This is a genomic window from Treponema sp. HNW (assembly GCF_050320395.1).
GTDB lineage: Bacteria > Spirochaetota > Spirochaetia > Treponematales > Treponemataceae > Treponema_C.
In genome coordinates this window covers 1,693,997-1,714,751 of record NZ_CP144459.1, presented here as the reverse complement: position 1 = coordinate 1,714,751, position 20,755 = coordinate 1,693,997, and the positions used below count along the sequence as shown (strand labels likewise).

At 46.4% G+C, this 20,755-nt stretch carries 14 protein-coding genes and 1 tRNA gene; 10 read left to right on the top strand and 5 right to left on the bottom strand.

Annotation, left to right across the window (positions count from 1 at the left end; all coding sequences use genetic code 11):
* Nucleotides 1-93: 93 nt before the first annotated feature.
* The 10 genes from V1L52_RS07885 (at nucleotide 94) to V1L52_RS07840 (ending at nucleotide 12,863) form a co-directional block, all read left to right on the top strand.
* Nucleotides 94-1,143 (top strand): flagellar filament outer layer protein FlaA, encoded by a 1,050-nt coding sequence (locus V1L52_RS07885; RefSeq protein WP_428768540.1) that lies wholly within the window; start codon nucleotides 94-96, stop codon nucleotides 1,141-1,143.
* Between the two features lie 109 nt (nucleotides 1,144-1,252).
* Nucleotides 1,253-2,545 carry a (p)ppGpp synthetase gene (locus V1L52_RS07880; protein WP_428768538.1) on the top strand — a complete coding sequence of 431 codons (1,293 nt, stop codon included), beginning with the start codon at nucleotides 1,253-1,255 and terminating at the stop codon, nucleotides 2,543-2,545.
* A gap of 148 nt (nucleotides 2,546-2,693) precedes the next feature.
* Nucleotides 2,694-4,325: a formylglycine-generating enzyme family protein gene (locus V1L52_RS07875; RefSeq protein WP_428768536.1), complete on the top strand. Its 1,632-nt coding sequence runs from the start codon at nucleotides 2,694-2,696 to the stop codon at nucleotides 4,323-4,325.
* A complete protein-coding gene (locus V1L52_RS07870) occupies nucleotides 4,322-5,770 on the top strand; it encodes a hypothetical protein (RefSeq protein ID WP_428768534.1) in 1,449 nt (482 codons plus the stop codon). Before V1L52_RS07875 ends, V1L52_RS07870 begins: the two co-directional genes overlap by 4 nt.
* Nucleotides 5,771-5,775: 5 nt before the next feature.
* Nucleotides 5,776-7,362 (top strand): ABC transporter substrate-binding protein, encoded by a 1,587-nt coding sequence (locus V1L52_RS07865; RefSeq protein WP_428768533.1) that lies wholly within the window; start codon nucleotides 5,776-5,778, stop codon nucleotides 7,360-7,362.
* An 8-nt stretch (nucleotides 7,363-7,370) separates the two neighbouring features.
* Nucleotides 7,371-8,255, top strand: a complete 885-nt coding sequence (locus tag V1L52_RS07860; protein WP_428768531.1) for an ABC transporter permease subunit — start codon at nucleotides 7,371-7,373, stop codon at nucleotides 8,253-8,255.
* Nucleotides 8,239-9,045 (top strand): hypothetical protein, encoded by an 807-nt coding sequence (locus V1L52_RS07855; protein ID WP_428768529.1) that lies wholly within the window; start codon nucleotides 8,239-8,241, stop codon nucleotides 9,043-9,045. The genes V1L52_RS07860 and V1L52_RS07855 overlap by 17 nt, the downstream gene beginning before the upstream one ends.
* Complete coding sequence (locus tag V1L52_RS07850; RefSeq protein ID WP_428768527.1) at nucleotides 9,042-10,496, top strand: ATP-binding cassette domain-containing protein; 1,455 nt, start codon at nucleotides 9,042-9,044, stop codon at nucleotides 10,494-10,496. The genes V1L52_RS07855 and V1L52_RS07850 overlap by 4 nt, the downstream gene beginning before the upstream one ends.
* 123 nt (nucleotides 10,497-10,619) lie before the next feature.
* Nucleotides 10,620-10,691, top strand: a tRNA-Glu gene (locus V1L52_RS07845).
* Nucleotides 10,689-12,863: an ATP-dependent DNA helicase gene (locus V1L52_RS07840; RefSeq protein WP_428768526.1), complete on the top strand. Its 2,175-nt coding sequence runs from the start codon at nucleotides 10,689-10,691 to the stop codon at nucleotides 12,861-12,863. Before V1L52_RS07845 ends, V1L52_RS07840 begins: the two co-directional genes overlap by 3 nt.
* Before the next feature lie 17 nt (nucleotides 12,864-12,880).
* On the opposite strand, the gene V1L52_RS07835 is transcribed toward V1L52_RS07840, so the two are convergent.
* The 5 genes from V1L52_RS07835 to V1L52_RS07815 form a co-directional block, all read right to left on the bottom strand.
* Nucleotides 12,881-14,218, bottom strand: coding sequence for a diguanylate cyclase domain-containing protein (locus tag V1L52_RS07835; protein WP_428768524.1), 1,338 nt, complete (start codon nucleotides 14,216-14,218; stop codon nucleotides 12,881-12,883).
* Nucleotides 14,219-14,283: 65 nt separating this feature from the next.
* Nucleotides 14,284-15,852 carry a 6-hydroxymethylpterin diphosphokinase MptE-like protein gene (locus V1L52_RS07830; RefSeq protein WP_428768522.1) on the bottom strand — a complete coding sequence of 523 codons (1,569 nt, stop codon included), beginning with the start codon at nucleotides 15,850-15,852 and terminating at the stop codon, nucleotides 14,284-14,286.
* On the bottom strand, nucleotides 15,849-17,372 hold the full coding sequence (locus tag V1L52_RS07825; RefSeq protein WP_428768520.1) for a 6-hydroxymethylpterin diphosphokinase MptE-like protein: 1,524 nt from the start codon (nucleotides 17,370-17,372) through the stop codon (nucleotides 15,849-15,851). The genes V1L52_RS07830 and V1L52_RS07825 overlap by 4 nt, the downstream gene beginning before the upstream one ends.
* 15 nt (nucleotides 17,373-17,387) lie before the next feature.
* Complete coding sequence (locus V1L52_RS07820) at nucleotides 17,388-18,257, bottom strand: hypothetical protein (RefSeq protein WP_428768518.1); 870 nt, start codon at nucleotides 18,255-18,257, stop codon at nucleotides 17,388-17,390.
* Between the two features lie 11 nt (nucleotides 18,258-18,268).
* Complete coding sequence (locus tag V1L52_RS07815; RefSeq protein WP_428768516.1) at nucleotides 18,269-20,620, bottom strand: hypothetical protein; 2,352 nt, start codon at nucleotides 20,618-20,620, stop codon at nucleotides 18,269-18,271.
* Nucleotides 20,621-20,755 lie beyond the last annotated feature (135 nt).

Sequence of the window (20,755 nt, the reverse complement as noted above, 5' to 3'; positions counted from 1 at the left end):
GCCGCAGGTCAAAAAAAACCGTTGACAAAATCGGCTATAAAGTATATTCTATATATACAAGGCTACAATCATACTGTTAAAAAGGAGCTTTGAATGAAGAGGTCTTTCGTTTTAGTAGCAATGGCTTTCCTGTTGATCGGAAGCTTTGCTTTTGGTGAAAAAGCAGTTCTTATTGACTTTTCGAATTTGGAACCGGATATTGTTGCCGATGAAAACGGCAAGCCGACCGTGAACAGCAGAACTGTTATGGATTTTTCGAAAATTTCATCAATTCCGTTTGATGATACCCAAAAGGCGTTAATGCGTACTTCTTTGGTTTTACCCGATTGGGAAGTTCAGCTTAACTCATCGGCTCGTATTGTAGCCAACATGCAGCGTTCCGTTGTAAAATCCGCTCCGGTTATCGGCGGACCCTTTTCGGGAAAGAACGTTATGGGTGTACGTATCGTATTCCCGACGGCTCCCGTAAATGCCAATGCACGCATCATGCCTCCTTTTGATATTCCCGCTTTTGAGCCCATGGCCGACATCGATGAAAACGGCCAGGTTGTTGAAGGTTCTCAAAAAGTCAATACCTACCGCTTCAGAAAGAACGGTGATGATCCTGCCGGTTTCGGCGTGCTTGACAATGTGGGAACCCTTAAATCCGTTTCTTTGACAACCTACGGATACAACTATCCTCACGCCGTTTACGTTTTGTTAAAGGATAACGACGGTGTAGAGCGCCGCTTCTACATGGGTACGCTCAACTTCGACGGATGGAAAAACCTTATTTGGAACAATCCTCATTATGTAAACGATATCCGTAACCGCGAAATCAAGATTTATCCCTTGTATCCGCGCGGACTGCCCTATGCCAAATTGTCCGGCCTTCTCGTTACCCGTGATGCCGCGCATGACGGCGGCGACTTCGTTGCATACTTTAAGCAAATCGACGTTATCTACGACAAGGCCGTTGCTCAAACCGAGCGTGACATTGCCGACGAAGATTTGTGGGGTATTGTAACCGAAAAAGAACAATATCGCCAATCTCTGGAAATGCGCCGCTTCGGTGCACAGCAGGTTAACCGCTTTATCGAAAAGAGCAACCTTGCACAGGAAGAAGGTTTCAGTTCGGTTGTAACGCCTGCTGAAGGTCAATAAACACGGATAAGGCGCCGGATAAACTTTAAGGGTGTTCGGTGTCTTAGCGGAAGGGGTTGTCGGGAAAGGATAGCTTTTCAAGACACCCCTTTTTTTTTAAGAAAAACATATGAGTGCCGCCGAACATCGTCCGTTTTACTCAAAAGAAGCGTTAAAGCGCGCATATGAGACTTGTAAACCTTTTTTTACCCGCGTCCTCGATGCTTTACAGCATGAATTGAAAAAAAAACTGTCCTGTACTTCAACCCCCGCCTTTAAATACCGTATAAAAAGTTTTAAAAGCTATTATGTCAAACTTTTAAAACAACAGCCCTGCAATAAGGCCTCTTTGCCTTTGGTAACGGATATGCTGGGTATACGGATTATCTGCGCTTTTCTTGAAGACATAGCCCTTGTTGAAAAACAAATCCGTGAGCATTTTCAAGTCTATGAGATAGAGCGCAAGGGGGAGGGGCGCGCGTTCGGCGAATTCGGCTATGAATCGATTCATATGCTTATTTATATTCCGCGGGATATTCACAATGAAATACTTACCCGGGATGTGCAGCATATTTTTTCCGAACCCCTGTTATGTGAGATTCAAATACGCACCATATTGCAGGACGCGTGGGCGGAAGTGGAGCACGAATTGGTCTATAAGGCCGAATTTTCTCCGTTCAGCGACCCTTTAAAGCGTAAACTTGCATCCCTTAACGCTATGCTCGGCTTGGCCGATGTTGTGTTTCAGGAAATACGGGATTACCAAAATAAACTGAACTGCGAACTCGACCGGCGCCGTGAAGCCTTTTATGAGCGCGCCGACATTTTATCCGCAGGCAAGCTGGATGCAGGCGGCGAAATCGATAACGCTTCTTTATTCTTAAAGAATATGGGAAACGGTTCGCCCTATGCCCAGGGTACCGTGGACGATATGCTTTTGGAAGCCCTCCATGCGCATAATGTCGGTAATCTTGATACGGCGATCGATATATACAGCCGTATTTTGCAGCTAACCGATGCTTCGCATCCGGTGGTGCTTTCGGTTATTTATAAACACCGCGGCATGGCTTATTTTGCCAAAAACGAATATGAAAAAGCAAAACAGGACTTTTTGCTGAGTGTCGAAAAAGATGAAAATAATCACATGGCGCTGTATTATATCGGTATTATGTACAGCGTTTTAAACGATGAAAAAAACGCCCTGGTATATTTTGACCGCGCTTTGGAAAAAAATGCCTATAATTATCATGCCTATTACCGCAAAGCCTTTGCTTTATTCCGCTTAAACCGCTTTAAAGAAGCCCTTGAAAATTTGAATACTGCCTGCGATCTGGGGTTAAAGGATGACGAAGGCCGGCAATTACGGCTTTTACTCGAAGAAAAATTGGATATAATGGATATACCGAAAATACACCGCTCATAATCTGCAAATTTTTTGCAGCTTTTCCGTTTTTTATGGTTATATGTTTACATTTTATGTTATACTGTTAGTATAGGTTTGTTATACCGAAACTTATGCTGTTCTGCCGTTTGGAATATGCATTACTGCCTAAAATTTTACAGGAGGTAAAATGAACACCGCAATGAAACGGAATCGTTTTTTGATTCTGGTGCTTTCAATTTTTTTTGTATTCGGAGGAAGCGCGGTTTTTGCTAAAAAAACCGGCTCCGAACGTGTAAAACAGGAAGAAGGATACTATTACGGCTACGGTAAGGGTGCAACCCTTGAAGAAGCCCTTCTTGAAGGAAGACGCGACCTCGTGCAAAGCGCTTTAACTGCAGCCGTACGGGCCGTAAATCCGAAAGCTTCCAAAGTTACGGTCAGCGATGAATCCGTACAAGCCCGCATCGGAAATCTTAAACCCCATGCTCAATCAAAACCCAAACAGGCCCCTTCGGCAACGTTCAGAATTAAAATCGCCGATTGGAATAAAAGAGAGGCCGCCTATCAAGACAGCCTGCGCGCCGATTTGAATAACCGCCTGAACGCGGGTAAAAACACGGGTAATGCGGCCGATAAAGCCTCTGCGGCCCTCGATGTTCTTGCAAGGCTCATTGCCGAAGGAGAAACCGAGCTTTTGACGGCTCAGCCCTCGGGTTCGGAATTGATTTCACTTAAAGCCGAAGCCCTCTGTGCCGAAGTAAGCAAGAGCCTTGTTTTCGAGTTTTCGGTGAAACAGGGCTTTGTCGATTCTTCGGCACGATTTTCGGTTCGGCTTACCGACTCTTCCGGTAAACCCGTATCCGGTTTTCCGCTTGCCGCCGTTTGGGAGGCCGCGTCTCTTCCGTCCGTTTCGGAAGAAACCGATACGAGCGAAGTACGCAATTTTATAAAAACCGATGCATCGGGAGTTGCGGTTGTGGATTATCCGGCTTCGCAAGCCTATAGCAATCGTCCGGTGACCCTGAGCGTCGCAACGGCTTTTACGCAGTCGGTTCCCTCATCGGCGGCTCTGAAAAAGCTGGATGCCAAGCCGGGCTCCGAAGTCCGTTATGTTCATATCGATGATATGAAGGCGGCCTTTGCTTCCGTCAGCGTTCCTGCAGGAGAATTTAAAGCGGGAGCTGTTGCTCAGGATACCCGTGCCGGGAAAAAAGAGGCGTCCCGGCTTGTTACAACGGAAGCCTATGAGATTGATCCGTTTCCCGTTACAAACGCACAGTATGCCGCATTTATACATTTAACGGGTTCCGAGACTATACCCGAATATTTCGGCAATAGCGATTACAATCAGGGAAAACAGCCCGTTGTCGGTTTAACCGCTGCGGAAGCCGAAGCCTATGCGGCATGGCTTTCCGAGCAAACCGGTTTTGAATACCGCTTGCCCACTGAAGAAGAATGGGAAAAGGCGGCCCGCGCCGGTAATGAAACCGTTTATCCCTGGGGAGACGATAATCCTGCCGAACAAAAAAAGGCTAATTACAAGGGCAACGGTATGTTCGGCGCTCCCTCGCCCGTAGGTGCCTTTGAAAACGGTATCAATGCCTGGGGCCTTGCCGATATGTCGGGTAACGTATGGGAGTGGACATCATCCGTTCACGGCATTGAAGGCGAAACAAATTTGCGCACCGTTAAGGGCGGCTCCTGGATGGACGGCCCCATGGAACTGCGTATTTCAAATTTCCGCAATATAGATTCTCAAAACGGATATGCCGATGTAGGATTCCGTTTGGTACGCTTAGTGAAGGAGGCTTCTGAATGAAAAAATACGGAATTATAATTTCGGCGGTTTTAGCCGCCGCAGTCCTTATATCCTGTGCTACGGTGGATGAGAGAACACAGGATGAAAGGGCTCTTGCAGCCGGTATAGAGGCATGGCATGAACGTGAACCTGCCGATGCGGCGGCTTATTGGAATGAAATTCAGGATGAAAAACTGAAAAAAGAGTATTTACAGTATATCGATTTGTATAAAGCCGGTGTCGACGCTCTTGACAAAACCGATTCCATGAAAGCTTCCCAGGAAGCAAAGTTACGCGATGCCTGCAATACGGCAATTGAAAAATTTTCAGCCATTGATCCGGCATTAAAACTTCCTGCGGAAGTTTCCGAAAAGGGAGCCGCTCTTTCGGCAAAATGCATCGGCAGTTTGACCGCTGTAGGTAAATTGACAGCCGCCCGCAAAATGCATGAGTCTGCGGTAAAGGTTTACGGAAACGCCGACGCTCTTGCCTCTGCACATAAGGAAATAGACGTTGTAAGTTCTTTATACAAAAAAAAGTCGGGCATAGATGCGCAAGCCGAAAAAATTGCTTCGATTGAGTCCTTTGAAGAAAAGGTTGCAGCCTATGATAAGGTAATAGCCTCTTATGCGTCTGCGGAAAAAGAAGTGAATGCGGCCGCCTCCAATGCGGGGCTTGCAAAGAGTGCAAACATTGCTTCAAATATGCGTGTTTTGAAAAAGGCCCGCCAGGATATTGCGATTGCCCGGGAAGGCCTTATCCGTGAACGCGCCTATGAATATAAAAACCGCATAAACGAAGAATTTGCCCGCAGTCCCGAAGGCGGAAAAGAGGGAAAGCTTTCTCTTGAAGATATTCTTGCCCACTATAAATCGGTCGAAACGAACATAGGCGCCATCTATAACGAACTTCTGGATTTTGCGGCAAAATATCCGAACGATATCGGTTCCGATATTATCGAAGATATAAACGCACAAAAGACGGATCTTGAAGCTAAGATTGCTCAGGTAAATGCGGAAATTCGTACGGCTCAGGAAATTGCCAGCCGCGGAAAAGTGGTTATACCGCTTATGGTAGGTTTGTTCAATCCCGACCCGCGCTCTACTGCAGAGAGCAAACGCAGCCGTCCTGCAAAATTCAGTGCGTCAAACGTAAAAAAGGACGAATACTGGTGGGGTATGGTTTCGATACCCAAGGGACAGATGAACGACCTTGTTATTACCTTAAACGATAACCGCAATGTTCGCGCTTTTGCCGAAAATACAAAAAGCGGTAAATTGATTGAAAAAAATAAAATGAAAGACTTGATTAACCGCGGCTATAAGGTCGGTAATTCATGGCCGATTTTAAATGCGGGAAGTCAGCTGACAAGCAATAAATATTTCTTTGAAGTACAAAAAGGCAAAACTCCGGATTATTCGGGAGAAGTAGTTGTATACAGTTCTTTCATTGTGAGGATGCGTTAATGAAGATGAGTAAAAAGAGTATAATAGTTATTGCCGCAGTTGCCCTTATTGTTTTGGGCTCTGCCGGCGCATTTTTGGTTTGGAAAGCTCAGCCCAAGGGTGTTATGGTTGCCGTTTCCACCTTACCCGACTCTTTGAATCCCGTGTTGGAGCAAAATACCTCGGGTTTGAATGCCAATGAGCTTTTGTTTGACGGCTTGGTCAATTTTGAAGTCGATGAAACAAGCGGTTCTCTGTATTCGGAGCTTGCGCTTGCCGAAAGCATTGTGCAGGATCCTCGCAATAAAAAAACATACACGGTATTGCTCCGTGATGTAACATGGCACGACGGTTCTCCGGTTACGGCCCACGACGTTGAATATTCCTTTGCGGCCTATATCGACGAATCAAACGATTCTCCCAAGCGCGATTATTTAATGTCGTTTATTGAAAGCGTTACCGCCGCGGATGATAAAACCGTAACGGTCGAATTCATTAATCCTATTCCCGAATTCCGCGCATATCCGGTTCTTACATTTAAAATCGTACCGTCAAAATATAACGGTCAAAAAATGCAGGTTAATATGCGTGCAGGAGAAAACGAGCGCAAATTCGCTACCGCTCCGATCGGAACCGGTCCGTTTAAATTTGCAAGCTGGGAAATCGGTAAGTGGGTAACTTTCGATGCAAACGGCGTTTACTTTAAGGACAGACCTCAAGCCGACAATCTGGTAATGAAGCGCGTTATCGACCCCATTATTCGTATGAATGAAATGCGCAAGGGCCGTATCAATTTGATTCTTGAAACGAATCCTCTTGACCGCGCCGATGTTGCAAAGATTCCGAATGTCGATATAAATTCCTATATGCCCTACGCCTTTTATCAGGTGGCGATTAACACAAAACTGTTCCCGAACGCCGAAGGCCGCCGTGCCATGGCCATGGCTCTCGACAAAAAAAAACTTATTCCTTCGATTACCGATAAGGATGAGGGGGTTATTTTAAACCACGGTCCGTTCCCGTCAAATCTTTTTTCGGTCAATATTCCCGAATATATCAACGAGCCCATGCCGAATTTTTTGCCCTATGACGTAAAAAAAGCAAAAAGTCTTGCCGAATCCGGCGGTGTTGCAGGTCAAAATGCGATACTCTTATATCCGGACTCTATGGGAGAATTCGGTACGAAGATGGCTGAAGGTATTGTAAAACAGCTTGCGGCAATCGGTTTGAATGTTGAAGCAAAACGTACCGGAGATAAAGTTTTTAACCGTATGGTATATACCGAAAAGTCCTATGAACTGGCACTCATGTACTGCGACGGCTTTGACAACCTTTATTCCGCTTTAGGCGACTGGTACCGCTCCAAGGGCTCGCACAATATTACGGGTTTGGCAGACAGTAAGTTGAACGGACTCTTTGATGCATGGGAAAAAGAAGTTGTTACGGCAAATTGGATAGAGCTTACACTCGATATCGACCGAAGAATCGGAGAGCTTTCTCCCGCCCTGTATCTGTGTTCGTTGGAAAAAGACGTATATTCGCGCGGTTTGGCAAATGTAGCTATTGCAACGGATAACCCCTTTTTATCTGCGGAACATTGGAAATTTAAATAGGCCTGCATATGCGTTTTTTACGTTTTTTACTTAAAGAATTCATAATCCACGGCATTGTATTTGCCGTGGCCGGGACCCTGCTTTTATCGGCATCTTATTTGCTTTCAATCGGTGCGCCGATTGAAAGCTACGGAGAGGCGGCAAAATCTTTTTTTCTCCTGATTACGGGTTCGGAAGATTTTTCCGCCGCACACCCGGGATTCAGTTCCGGTCAAATTATAGCTTCGGCGGCGGCGGTGTCGCTGCCGTTGACCATGCTTTCGCTTGTGATTTTAACCCTTATCGCCCTGTCCGGTTCGGCTTATGCCGTAACGGGGCGCTATGTGGCCGAACATCATAAAAACCGCAGCACTGAGCGTTTCGGGAGCGTTGTAAGCCTCTTGTCGTCGGTTTTGGCGGCGGTTCCCCTGTTTGTAGGCTTTTGGGTTTTAGCGAATGCATTCGGAAGCGATGCGCCCTTTATCATTATCGCCTTTATTACCGTAGTGCTCGGAGGTTTGTCATGGGATGCGACAAACTTTTTGAAAGCCGATATGCTCAGCCAAGTCGGAAGTACGCATGCGGTTGTCTTTTCGACGCTCGGACATTCTTTGGGGCGCTTTTTCCCCCTGCCGGAAACGTATTCGGGATATCTTTTTTCTTCAAGTCTTCCGCGTTTTATTCCCTATCTGGCAGGCAAGGTACCGGCTATTATAGGTGCGGTTACCATTGCGGAAATCGTGTTCTCTTTTCCCGGTCTCGGCAGTACCCTGCTTGATGCGCTGTTGGCAACCAATACTGACTTGCTTGTCGCTTCCGTTTTTATTCTGTTATGTGTAAATGCGGTAGTCGCCTTTTTTGTAAAAACTATTTTATTTTTGATTTATCCGAGATGGTATGAAAAAGCTATATAATATCTTGAAAATTATCTGTATTGTTATTTTGCTGTCGCCGCTCGCAATCTCCTGGCTGCCGGTTGAATCTTTTTTGCATATTTTGCCGGGTGAGATTGTGAACTCCGTTTTTTTTACATCCCTGTATTCGTCGTTCCGTGAACTGTCGATTACGCTTTTTGCCACAATGCTTTTTGCAATGCTTATAAGCCTTATCCTCGGCTATCTAAGCGTTTTATGGATGCGTTTGGGCGCAGTCTTTGCAAACATACTCAATGCGGTGCAGTCCATACCGGCAATTCTTGTAGCTCTTTTTTGTTATGCTCCGGTATCCGGTTATCTTGCCCGCCATACGAATGCCGCTTCGGCGGTTATGTCTCTTATCGTATTCGTTCTTGCGGCAACGGTGACAACCCTGCCGGAAGCGGTGCGCAGTATCACCATTCCGCTTATCGATTTGTATAACCGAAAATACAGCTTGTCTTTCCGCTCCTACGGTTTTACGAAAATGCGTATTCTTGCGGTTCTTATGAACACGGCAATGATGAGAAGTACGTTCAGACGCGTTGCGGCGGGTATCTTGCTTAAAACCCTTGTACTGGACTGCTCATTCGGCTTTATTATTCAGCTCGGTTTCGGAAGCTACGGAACGCCTGCCCACTTAAGTCCGGGAGCCTTAATAGCCGCGCACCGCGATGCCTTGTTTGAAGGCGGAAACCCCGTTTTGTTTTGGATTCCGTCGCTTATGCTTGTTGCCATCAGCGTTGCCTTTTTAATGGTGCTGAATGAAGCCAGGGAGGAAAATGCATGATACCCATTTTGCTTAATAAATTCTCTATTAAACTCGGTACGCGCGTACTCCTTAAAGATTCCGATTTTTCAATAGAGCGGAATTCTTCGGCCGTTATTATGGGCCCTACGGGTACCGGTAAATCGGTGTTTTTGCAGTCCGTTGCGGGAATTCTTTCTACAAAGATTTTTACCTTTGAAGGCGGTATGAAAATTAACGGTTTTGATGCCTATGTTGACGGCCATAAGGGAAATTTCGCCTTGTGGACGCAGATTGCGCAGTCCGGCCTCATGTTTGTGCCGGCGGAAACCGCTCAGGTTATGAATCCGGCTTTAACCCTGGATCAAAACCTTGCCCTTCTTGCACCCGGATGCAGACCCGTTATTCAGGAAAGGCTTAAAAAGTATTTTTCACTCGATTTTGAAGCCTTTGCCCGCCTGTATCCGGATGAAATTTCCGGCGGCGAAATGCAGCGCATCACCTTGATGATTTTGCTGTCGCGCAGAGGAAACCTCATTCTTTTGGATGAGCCGACGGTCAACCTTGACCGCAACCTGCGTAAGCATTTTGTCGAGTTTTTGAATAATGAAATTCTTCCGGCTCAAGATAAAACCTTCCTTATGGTAAGCCACGACCTTGACTTTATTAAACGGCTTAGGCTGGACAAGGCTTTTAGATTGGACAACGGTATAATCGAAGCTTTGGAAACGCTGCCCGAAATGGAAGGCTACGAAAAGCCCGAGGCAAAAAAAGGCGCTTCGGGAACGGCAATCGAGCTAAAGGACGTACTGCAAACATATTTGAAACGCGGTATTTTCGGTGAGCGTTTGTTTACGGCTTTTAAAGGACTCAGCCTTGTGTTTGAGCGCTCGACGGTCTACGGCATTACCGGTCCTTCAGGCTGCGGAAAATCCAGTGCAATGAAGGCGATATTGAGGCTTCTTGACGGTACAAAGGGAAAAATTCTTATGGAAAATTCCGATTTGGTTGCCCTCAAACCGAAAGAAACGGGAAGGGATCCGAAAGCGTTTAAGCCCTTTCGCCGCCGTATGACGGTTGTACAGCAGGATTCGCGTTTTTCGTTTTTCCCCGACTTGAGCATTCGGGATTCATTTAAACAGATTTCGGCAGCGGGGCAGGGCGGAACCCTTGAAGAGTTGACCGAAAACCTTAAAAAGGTGGGGCTTACCTCTGCACACTTGGATAAGCATCCTCAAGCCCTGTCTTCGGGTGAAATGAAGCGTATGGACATTGCACGGGCTCTTACCGCCCAACCCGATATTTTACTCCTTGACGAGCCCTTTGCCCATATAGACTTTGAAACCCGCTTGCAGGTTATGAAAACCATTTCCGAATACCTTGCCGAACACGCTACGATTTTGGTAATCGTTACGCACGAAGATTTCGACTTGCGTTATTTTATTGAAAAAAACTTTGATTTTCCGGAATTGGTGGGACAGTTTTCCGAATAGAAAACAATCCGAATACAGGCGGACGTTTATCGTTTTATGCCGATAAGCGTCCGCTTTTTTATATGTGCCTATTGACATAAAGTTTTAATTTTGATACTATGTACAAGTCGCTTATTGCGGTATGTCTCCTTCGTCTAGTGGTTAGGACATCGGGTTTTCATCCCGACAACAGGGGTTCAATTCCCCTAGGAGATGGCAGAGGGTTGTTCCGAAACAAAGGTTCGGACAACCCTTTTTTTGTATACGGCTATGGAAGTTGAAACCGAAAATATTATACCCTTGGATCCTCTTGAAGTATCGGCTTGGCTGTCTGAAGGCGGTCCTGCACGGAGGATTTTCCCCGGTTTTGAAGAAAGAGAAGGACAGCTCGATTTATTGCGGCATGTCTGTACCGCCTTTAATGAAGATAAGATAGGCGTTTTTGAGGCAGGCACGGGTGTCGGCAAGTCTTTTGCATATTTGATTCCCGCCGTGTTATGGGCGGAAAAAAATAAAGAACGTGCCGTTATTTCCACCGGTACAATCAATTTACAGCAGCAATTATTCGAAAAAGATATTCCCGCCCTGAGGCGTTTACTCGGTATCGATTTTAAAGCAGCCATTATGAAGGGGAGGCAAAATTATCTTTGCTTACGCCGTTTGCGCGACAGCCTTGATGAAGCGGATTTATTCGATGAAGAAAAGGAAGTTTTACTCGAAATAGCCGAATGGGCTAAAATCTCGGATACGGGAAGTATATCCGATTTGAGTTTTATGCCGTCTTCTTCACTTTGGCAGCGTGTCAATTCGGAAAGCGATGCCTGTTTGGCAAACCGCTGTCCTTTTTATGAGTCCTGCTTTGTTATGAAGATGCGTAAAAAAGCGGCGGAAGCTTCCATTTTGATTGTAAACCATCATTTATTGTTTGCCGATATTGCAATGCGCTCAAGCGGAGCCGGTTTTTCAGATACCGCCGTTTTGCCGCCCTATAAACGCCTTGTTTTGGATGAAGCACACGGTATTGAGGCCGCGGCGACAAGTTTTTTTTCAAGTTCGGTAAACCGTTTTACCTTTATAAAACAATTAAATAAATTATACCGGCTGCGAAAAAGTGCGGCCGGCCTTTTATGCAATTTGCAGGGATTGTCGGCTGCCGAAGATTCTTTTCAGGAAGCGGTCGCCGCTATTCAGCTTATAAGGGCGCGCCTCGGCGATATGGAAGATGCGGCTTTGACTTTTTTTGACGGGGCCTTTTCATGCAGGCTCTGCGAAGCAACGGCTGCGCGCGCATCGGACTTTATCGGTAAGGCCCGGCTTCTTGCAAAAGATGTGGACGGTCTTTGCGCTTCGGTAAGAAATCTGATTGACGGCATAAACGATGAAGAACAGTCTCAGCAATGCGTATGGGAAACCAAGCTGATTTTACACCGGCTTGAAAATGCCGCTGCCGTATGTACGAATTTTGCACAATGGCAGGAAAAACCCGCTTCGGTGTTTTGGGCGGAAAAACATTCGCTTGAAAAAGGCGGCTTTTATCCGGTTTTGTACGAAACGCCGCTGGATACGTCATCCCGAATATACGAAAATCTTTTTGAACCCATACATACCGTCGTATGTACGTCGGCAACCTTAACCCTGTCAAATGCAAAGACCGGTGATGGATTTTCTTATTGGCTTAGGAGGACCGGAGCCCGTTTTTCCGATAAAGAGCGTTTACTCTGCGCCGTTTTTGAATCTCCGTTTAATTATAAGCAGGATGTATTGTTGAGCGTTGTTTCGGATATGCCGCTTCCGAATCAGGAAGGCTTTCAGCAGATGCTTGAGCAGGTGCTGGTTCGTCTTATACGTTCATCTGCAGGCCGCGCACTTGTTCTTTTTACCTCGTATGAATCGCTGCAGTCCGCCTGTGCCCATGCACGGCTTATTTTGGCACAAGAGGGCATTAGGGTTTTAAAGCAGGGCGATGACGACCGCTTCCGTCTTTTGGAAACCTTTAAAAAAGATACGGAAAGCGTGCTTTTTGCAACCGATTCTTTTTGGGAAGGGGTTGATGTACCGGGAGAAAGCCTTTCTCAGGTCATTATCGTAAAATTGCCGTTCAGGGTTCCTTCGGATCCCGTTTTTCAAGCGCGCTGCGAAGATATGGATGCTCGCGGCTTATCTTCTTTTTTTGATTTAAGTTTACCCGAAGCGATTATACGTTTTAGGCAGGGCTTCGGCCGCCTCATTAGGCATTCGTGCGACCGGGGTGCCGTGAGTGTTTTGGATAAGCGTCTTATTTCAATGCCCTACGGGACCTTGTTTTTAAACAGCGTACCCGAAAGCCGCCGCTGTTTTGCTGCGGCCGAGGATGTGTGTTCTGAAGTCCGGCGTTTTACGGAAACATAATTTCCGCAGAAAGACTTTCAGCGGGATTCCCGTGCCGAATCGGCTACAAATTGACGGTATTTATCGGGGTTTACACGGAAGGCGACAATCGGCAGACCCGTTTCGTTAAAGGCCTTTTGTAAGGCTTTATCGGCCTCATCTATAAGTCTGCTTCCCGGAAGAAGCCGCAAACTGCGCATGGAAATACCGAGGGCGAGTTTCGACGGAATATTTTCGGATTGTAACAATTCTTTAAACTGGGTATAAACGGTTTCCGCCAAAACCATTGTTTGATCGAGGTTTATGTTGAGTAAAATGCCGGCAAAGCCGTCGTTTTTATATTCGAATACGAAATCCCTGAATTTGAAAAAATCAAGGAGGACGGCCGCGATTTTTTTCATCATGAGTCTGTTGCCTTCAATACCCGGTATGCGCAGCAGTACAAGGGCCAAATCCTGTTCGGAAGATGCCGAGCGCATAAGTTCCGCATCGAGTCTGGTTTCCAAATACTGTTCCCAACCCATTCCCGTTGCAGGAGAAAACAGACCGGAAGGGTCTGTCATGTTTTCCCTTATCAGCTTTGCTTCATGCTCATCGTAGGTACTCAGTTCTTCGGCTTCATGGTATTCGGCAGGGAATAAGCTCGGCTCTCCGGAAGAAACGTCGGCGGGGGGAGAAAAAGGCTCCGGTTCGGCTTCCTGTTTTGCAGGCTCGAAAGCATGCTCGGCTTCCGGCTCGGCTTTTTTATCGAAAATATCGCCGGGAGCTTGCGCCGAAGGAATGCTCCGTTCCTGCATCCGAAAAACGGAATCTTGTGCCGTCTCTGCTTTTTCGGCACCTTGATTTACGGGAGCGCTTTTTGAAATAAACAAAAGCATAACAAAGAGGGCAGCCAAGCCGGCCAATATAACCAAAAAAGAGATTCTTGCCGGATTGTAAATATCGGCCGAGCGAACGGCATAGAGGGCAACGGTAAGCATTGTATCTTCTTCCGGCGCTGCTGCAAGGCGGGTACTGAATATCCGTATCATGGGAGAGGAAGTTTGAAGCGAGGGTTTACCCTGTATATTCATACCGATAAGGGGTGATGAAGCAGGATAGACAAAAAAGATATTTTTTTCGGAACAAACGAGGGCTGCGGCAACATATTCATTGTTTATAAGGATATTTCGAAGTTCATTTAATGCGGCGGAATCGGTGTCAAAAAAGACAGCCGAAGATGCCGTTTCCGTAATGTGCATAAAATCGCGTTCAGCCCGCAATGAGCCGTTTTTAAAGCCTTTGATGACCGAAGCGGTAAAATAAACCATCGTCAGCATAAATAAAGATAAAACAACAACTGCAAGTATCCGTACGCTCTTTGTGCCTTCCCCCATAGAATCCCCGCTCTATAAATAGTATTACATATTATAGCAAGTTAGACGCGTATTGTACAGATCTTTTATGGCGAATGCGGAAATTTTAAGAATATTTCATCGATAATTTTATCGAGGTCGAAAAAGCCGTTTTGAGCGGCAAAGCGGGCTCCGTAAGGTAAAATCGATGCGTATACGGCCGGAGAAAAATCGGTTTTTATGCCCTTTTGAAGCTTGTACAGTTCTTCGGCGTAAAAGTGTACAAAGCCCTGTATGTCGAAACCGCGTTTATGTGTATACAAGGCCGTTTTTGTCTCTACAGACTGCTTGCAGGAGTAAAAACCTTCCTGTTCCAGGGGAAAGATCATACCCGGATGGTTATCCGATATGCGGTTGAACGCTTCCCTATAGGCTTTGAGTAAGGCTGTGGTAAAACACCGCTTTTTGTTTGCAAGAGCGGCCTCTTCAAGGGGTTTTGCATACATGAGGGAACAAAATAAGTGTTCGCCCGTGTTTAGGCGCGTGGACAGAGAACCGAATGCCGCATCGAAATAGGAGCCCCGTGTATAGGCTTTGCCGTCCGTATAACAAAAATCGGCACCTCCGGTTGCGATTCGCATAAATCCCGCTTTTAAGGCGAAATTGACAGCCGCTATTGTAACCGTTCCTTCGGGACTGCCGAAAAAGGGAAAAAGCGGAGGTTCGTCCCGGTTTTCGGCGGCGTAATACATGTGCGCAAGCATACACAGGGGATGATTGCCGTTAAAAAAAAGAATGCCGGCTCCGGCTTTCAGAGCTTTACGCGGCACAAGGGGACTGCATGCCGAATCGCAGACAAAGAGGGTTTTATCGTCTATAGAGGTATACAGATGCCGGAGCGAAAAAAGCTGGGGGTCTATGCATACAAAGGCGTCGGCTCGAATACCTTGGGCATGTAAGGCCGGAAAGGCCGTGTCGGTTGCAATGATGTAATAGGAGTTCCGTTTTTTTTTCAGAGGCTCGAAACACGATTCCAGTGAGGGGCCCGCCGCGGCGATAAAAGCGGTTTTATGCACGGGAAAACGGCTATTAAAAAAATCAATCCTTGATTCGCTTTGCATATCGGCATAAAGGGATAAATTGTCTATAATGTTTTTATGCCATATTTTTCCGAAGCGTGCCTGGGTTGAAACATCGGAAGCGATATGCTCCAACGCTCGCTCGGTTTCCGCTTTGATAAACTCAAAAAGGCCAGGCTGCGCTTGTAACCATGAACGAAGGGGATAAAGACAAAAATTGCCGTGCACGGGCGGAAAATAGTTTTGCAGTAAAAAATCGTAGACTTCACTGGCGGTACATATATCCACATCGGCATGGTCCGGCCTCTTGATTTCGTTTTTTACGATAAAGTCGGCGGATTCCTTATTAGCTTCTACCACGACTATACGGCAGCCGGGGCGGCATTTAGCCAATTCGTTTATATGAAGCCGCGCACCCAAACCCGCAATTAAAATAAAGCCCGCATTTTTGAATACATCCAAAGAGGCAAAACGCAGAGCTTCTTTTTCCGGGTCGTAGACGGATGCCGCGGGTTTGCCGTCTGCGTAAAGGGGGAGGGGAAGCCCCGTTTTTGATTTTGTCCATGATACATAGCAGCTGTGCGAGCGTTCCGTCATGTACACAGCTTAAACAGTTCTTCAAATATGTGCAAGACTTTTTTATCCAGTTCGGCTTTAAATTCGGCCGATTCGGGATACTTTACGGATGAAAGATAGGCAAGGGGGGCGCAGTTTTTATACCACTGCACGCTATGCTCTTTGTCCTTTCGCCGCTCAAGCCCCTCTTTTTCGGCATATAAAAAATCACGCACCTTTTGTTTATTTTCGGCCGCCGATATGTTTTTAACCGTATAAATGCGTATCGGCTTTTCTTTTTTATATGAGGCCAAATCGCTTTTTATATCGTCCCAGCTTACATCGCGTATAGGCCCGAGCCGCTTTTTATAGGCTTGAACCGATAATCTGCATAAGCGATTGGAAAAGGCTTCGCCGCGGGAGGCAAACCACTGCCGGTAAATGTCAAGCGCTCCGTCGGCCGGAACGGATAGGCGGGTTAACAGGGGCTTAAGGCGGTTATCGGCGAGGGCATCGTTTTTCTCGAGTATATTCGGCTGTACGTGTTTATAGCCTTTTCCGTTTTCAAGATCAAGGCCGCAAAAATAGACGGGACCGCTTGTAAGACTTAAAGCCAATTCGGCTGCCGTTCCGCTTACGCTTCCGTTTCTTGCGGCCTTAAGGGCGGGTATAGCGCAATAATCGAATAAGAGGCTTTCTATGCCGTCGTTGTAACGCAGGGGAACAAGGGGAAGCCGCTCGGATACTGCGGAGGCGATACGGCTTTCGGCGCTTACGGCGAGGGGCGGGGCAATGCCTTCCGGGATAAGCTTTTGTAAAACCCTTAAATGATATTCGGCATAAAAACCGCCGTCGGTACTGATACAAAGATCGGGATAAATATTGTGCTCTATGAGGGCCGATAAGGCCGACGAAAGGCCTATAAGAAAAAACGAGCTGCGGTACTTTTTTATATAAGGAATTGAAGCTGCCAAAGACGGCCCCGAAGCGGCGGCAAGAACGGCTTGACCGCCTTTTTCGATGCCGCATATATGCCGGGTACGTATAAAAAAACGGACGGTATTTTTCAGCCAGGAACGCGAAAAAAAAGCACGTGTTGCCAATACATCCCGGCTTTTTCGGAGCATGAGTTTTACCGCTGCCCAAAAAATCCTGCTTTGATCGGGAAATATGCGTTCTGCAGGCAGCCAGGGGGTAAACAAGGCCCCGAATATCAGTTCTTCTCCAAGCGATTCAAAAAGCTCTTCGGACAGTTCGTATTCGTTTTTTTGTTCGGTACAAAAAATACCGTCCCAGACATCACGGCTGCAAGCCGTCTTATCAATAAAAAAAGATGCATAGTGTACGGCATAGACGGGAACGGAAGGAAAACGCCTGCGTAAGGGGATAAGACAGTGGGAAAGACAGGGGCCTGCCGCTATAATGCAAAAGGGGGTAAAATCGGGCTTTAAAGAAGCTGCAAATTTATCGGCTTCTTCTTCCGGATTGTATTTTGAATGAAGGTATTGTCCCTCTTTTCTGCAGGTAAGAGAACCGTTTTTTGCCTCTTCAAGATAAATCATCGATTAAGAGTTTCGCTAAGAGCACTCGTTTGTAAGAGCAATTTCTTGTGAAAGCCGTTTATACAGGGGAGAATCGGTACGGGAGGGTTCGGTATGCATAAGAGCGGCCCGTTTTTGTGAAAACATCTTTGAAAAGGCGTTTTGCATATGTGCGCAAAAATCGGCGCTTTCGGATTCCCGTATCAAAATATAGAGGGCGGATTCTTCGTCTACGGTCGAGCAGAGGGTTTTTCCGGTACCGAAAGAAGATGCCGCTCCCGCTATGCAGCTTGAAATAAAATCAAAGTCGGAGGGGCCGAGCAGGGCAAAAAGGGATTCAAAAAGTTTATTGAGCTTAAGGATATACACGGCGGCCGCTTCCGATGAAAAATATGTCTTTGCCCGCTGCAAAAAAAGCGGATCGGTGTGTGAAATAAGGGAACCGGGTTTCCCGAACGAGTCCAAAACCCTATATGAGCGCGAAATAAAGGGCAGGAGGGTATCCAATTGTTTTTCCAGATACGTTTCGGAAAATTCCCCCGAAGCGGCAAAGATAAAGGGCTTATCGGCTTGTGAAGCTTTTTTGATACTTAAACAGTCGAATGCAAGGTCTTGTGCGGAAAAAAGCTGATAAAATGGACTGAGCGCGTCTCCTCGTACAAAATGCCAGCGGCTGTCTCGAATCGTTCCCTGCCAAAAATCGCCGGTTGACAAGGATTTACGCACCGTTTCGGCATTAAATCCTTTATTTAAGAGGATTTTAAACCCGGCTTCCGTTTTAAAAAAGAGGGCAAAATGTGCCAAGCGGCTTTCTTCGGCCGTACGGTGAAAATCCGTAAACAGGGTGTCGATATATTCTTGTGCTCCCGTATTTAAAGCGGCACATGCTAAACTGTATAAGCCCATGGTACACCCGATCAGGATAATCCGAGTTCGGTAAAGAGTTTTTTGTAAACCGGAAAGTGTTCCGATCGTGCGAACTCTACGATTTTCTCTTCGGGAAGATTTTCCAAAAGCTGATCCATGTATGCAAGTACGGATTTGATTTCTTCACGCATATTGTGAGGAATGCCGGCCGGTGACGGAGAAGGAGTTGAGGGCAGCGTTTCCGTATCGGAAGTTTGTGCCTTTTCATACGCCTTTGCATCCGCTTTTTCGGCCGATTGTTCGGCAGCTTCCGCCGCCGCTTCTTCTTCACTGAGCCACTGTTTGCTGTTGAAAACTTCTCCGACAGGGGAAAACTGGGTTAAATCCTCGGGTTCTTCGTGTTCTTCTTCAAAATCCATATCGAAGGCGGAGGGAAGTTCGGTTTCGGTTTCCGCTTCTTCGACTTGATTTTCTTCGGCGGCAAAGACTTCCGTCTCTTGCGCATCAAGGATTTCATTATCGGCTTCGTAAGCTTCCAAAGCCGGCTCTTCAATTGCCTCTTCGCTTTCAATCGATTCGATTACTTCATCCGATTCGATTATTTCTTCGGCCTCTTGCGTATCGGCAGTGCCGAAGATATCTTCCGCGTCAAGGGCTATATCGGTGTCTTCAAATACATTTTCACCCTCTTCTTCGACGGCGTCAATGCTTTCGATTTCATCGGTTTCTTCTTTTTCGGTCTCGTTTATTTCGGTTTCCGCAATGGCTTCGGCCGGTTCTTCGGATAAAAAGTGCATTGCCGTATCGTCTATATCTTTGGGCGTATCGTCCTCGGCAAAAAAATCATCATTCGAAGAATCGACGATAAGGTCTTCGCTTACCGGAAGCGCAATTTCATCGGGCAGATGCTCTTCGTTTTCGCTTTCGGGAAGGTCGAACCTGATGTCATCCAATGCGGGTTCCGTCAATTCCTTTTCTTCCAGATTCAATACAGGCATTGAAGGTTTTTCTTCGGCGGTTTCTTCATTAAGATATTCGGGTTCAGATTCTTCTTCGCCGCTGCCGTCTGCGGTAAAATCGGCACTTGTCAATATATTGTTTAATTCATCGCCGGAAAGAGCAATTGTTTCGTCTTCTTCATCATCGGCAAAAAAACCGCCTCCGGTCTTGGATGAAACTTTTTCTTCCGCACGGTCGCATTCGGGTTCGGCATTTTTTAAAGCTCCCAAATCGGCTTTTAAGTCGGTTATGTCGCGGCGCAGTAAGGACAATTCGCCGATAATTTTTTCAAATAAGGCGGTGCTCATAGCCTGCATTGCCGGATTTGCTGCAGGAACTTCGGTTTCGCCGTCTTCTTCGGCCTTATCCGAGTCGTCGTCGGCCTGTACTGCTATGTTGTATACCGTTTCGGACGCGCTTTTTTCGGTTTGGTCGGAAGCTTCAACGGCCGGAAAGATGTCGGTATTGAATTCGCTTATATCGATACTTTCGATAACGGAATCGGCGGAACCGTCTTTTACCTCGGGCTCCTGTTTTTCAACAGGCCGGGGACGTGAACTGAAGTCGACGGGAAAATCATAAGCGGAGTCTTGGGCAAACTCTTCCATTTCGCCGAGTTCGGCCATTTCCGGTATTTCCGCAATATCGGGTATTTCATCTTTTTCTTCGGAAAAAGCGTTTTCCGGTACGGCCGTATCGCTTTGTTCAAAATCTTCCAATGCAACTTCTTCGGTTTGGATTTCTCCGTCCGAATCGCCGGAAAACATATCCGATACGTCTTCAATTTCAAAGCCCGCTTCATCGGGAGCTTCTTCTTTGGGGAAGTCGGGCGTAATGGTTTCAAAATTATCTTCAAAAGAGAGATCCATGTCTATGGGTTTTTCGTCCAAGAGGCTGTCTTCGGGATTTTGCGAATCGGCCATGTATTCATCCAAGTCTATATCCACCGTGGAAGTATCAGTGAAGGTTTCTATGTCTTTTTCTTCCAAGGCGTCTTCTACCGAGGGAATGTGTTGCGGTTCGTCACCTTCCTCTTCGGGCAGCTGAAAATCTTCAAGATCCGCGGCAAAATCTTCAAGGGCGGCACTGTCCGGCATAAAATCTTCGGCCGTATCGGCTTGAGCGGACTGTTCTTCCGCATCCAAAGCTTCTTCAATCTTATCGTTCAAATCGGTATCGATAACCGATTCTGCAATTGTCGAGTCCGACATATCCGCATGAGGTATATTTTCAAAATCGATGTCGTCAAGAAAGATATCCGAAGAATTCGTGTCGTCTTGATGTTCCCGCACTTCTTCGGCAAGTTCTTCTTCCGGGTTTCGTTTTACCCATACACCGTATTGTTCAAGTCCGTTTTCATCCTGATGCCGAGTAATATCAAGGTTTTCATGTTCTATAGACATAACCGCTCCATGAATACAAATTATAGACACTTTCAGTATCGGCAAATTCCTCTCTTTTATTAAGTACCCGATACGCCTTTTATAAGATTATATCACATTTTTTACATTCAGTAAAAGGGGAAAAAGGCCGAAATT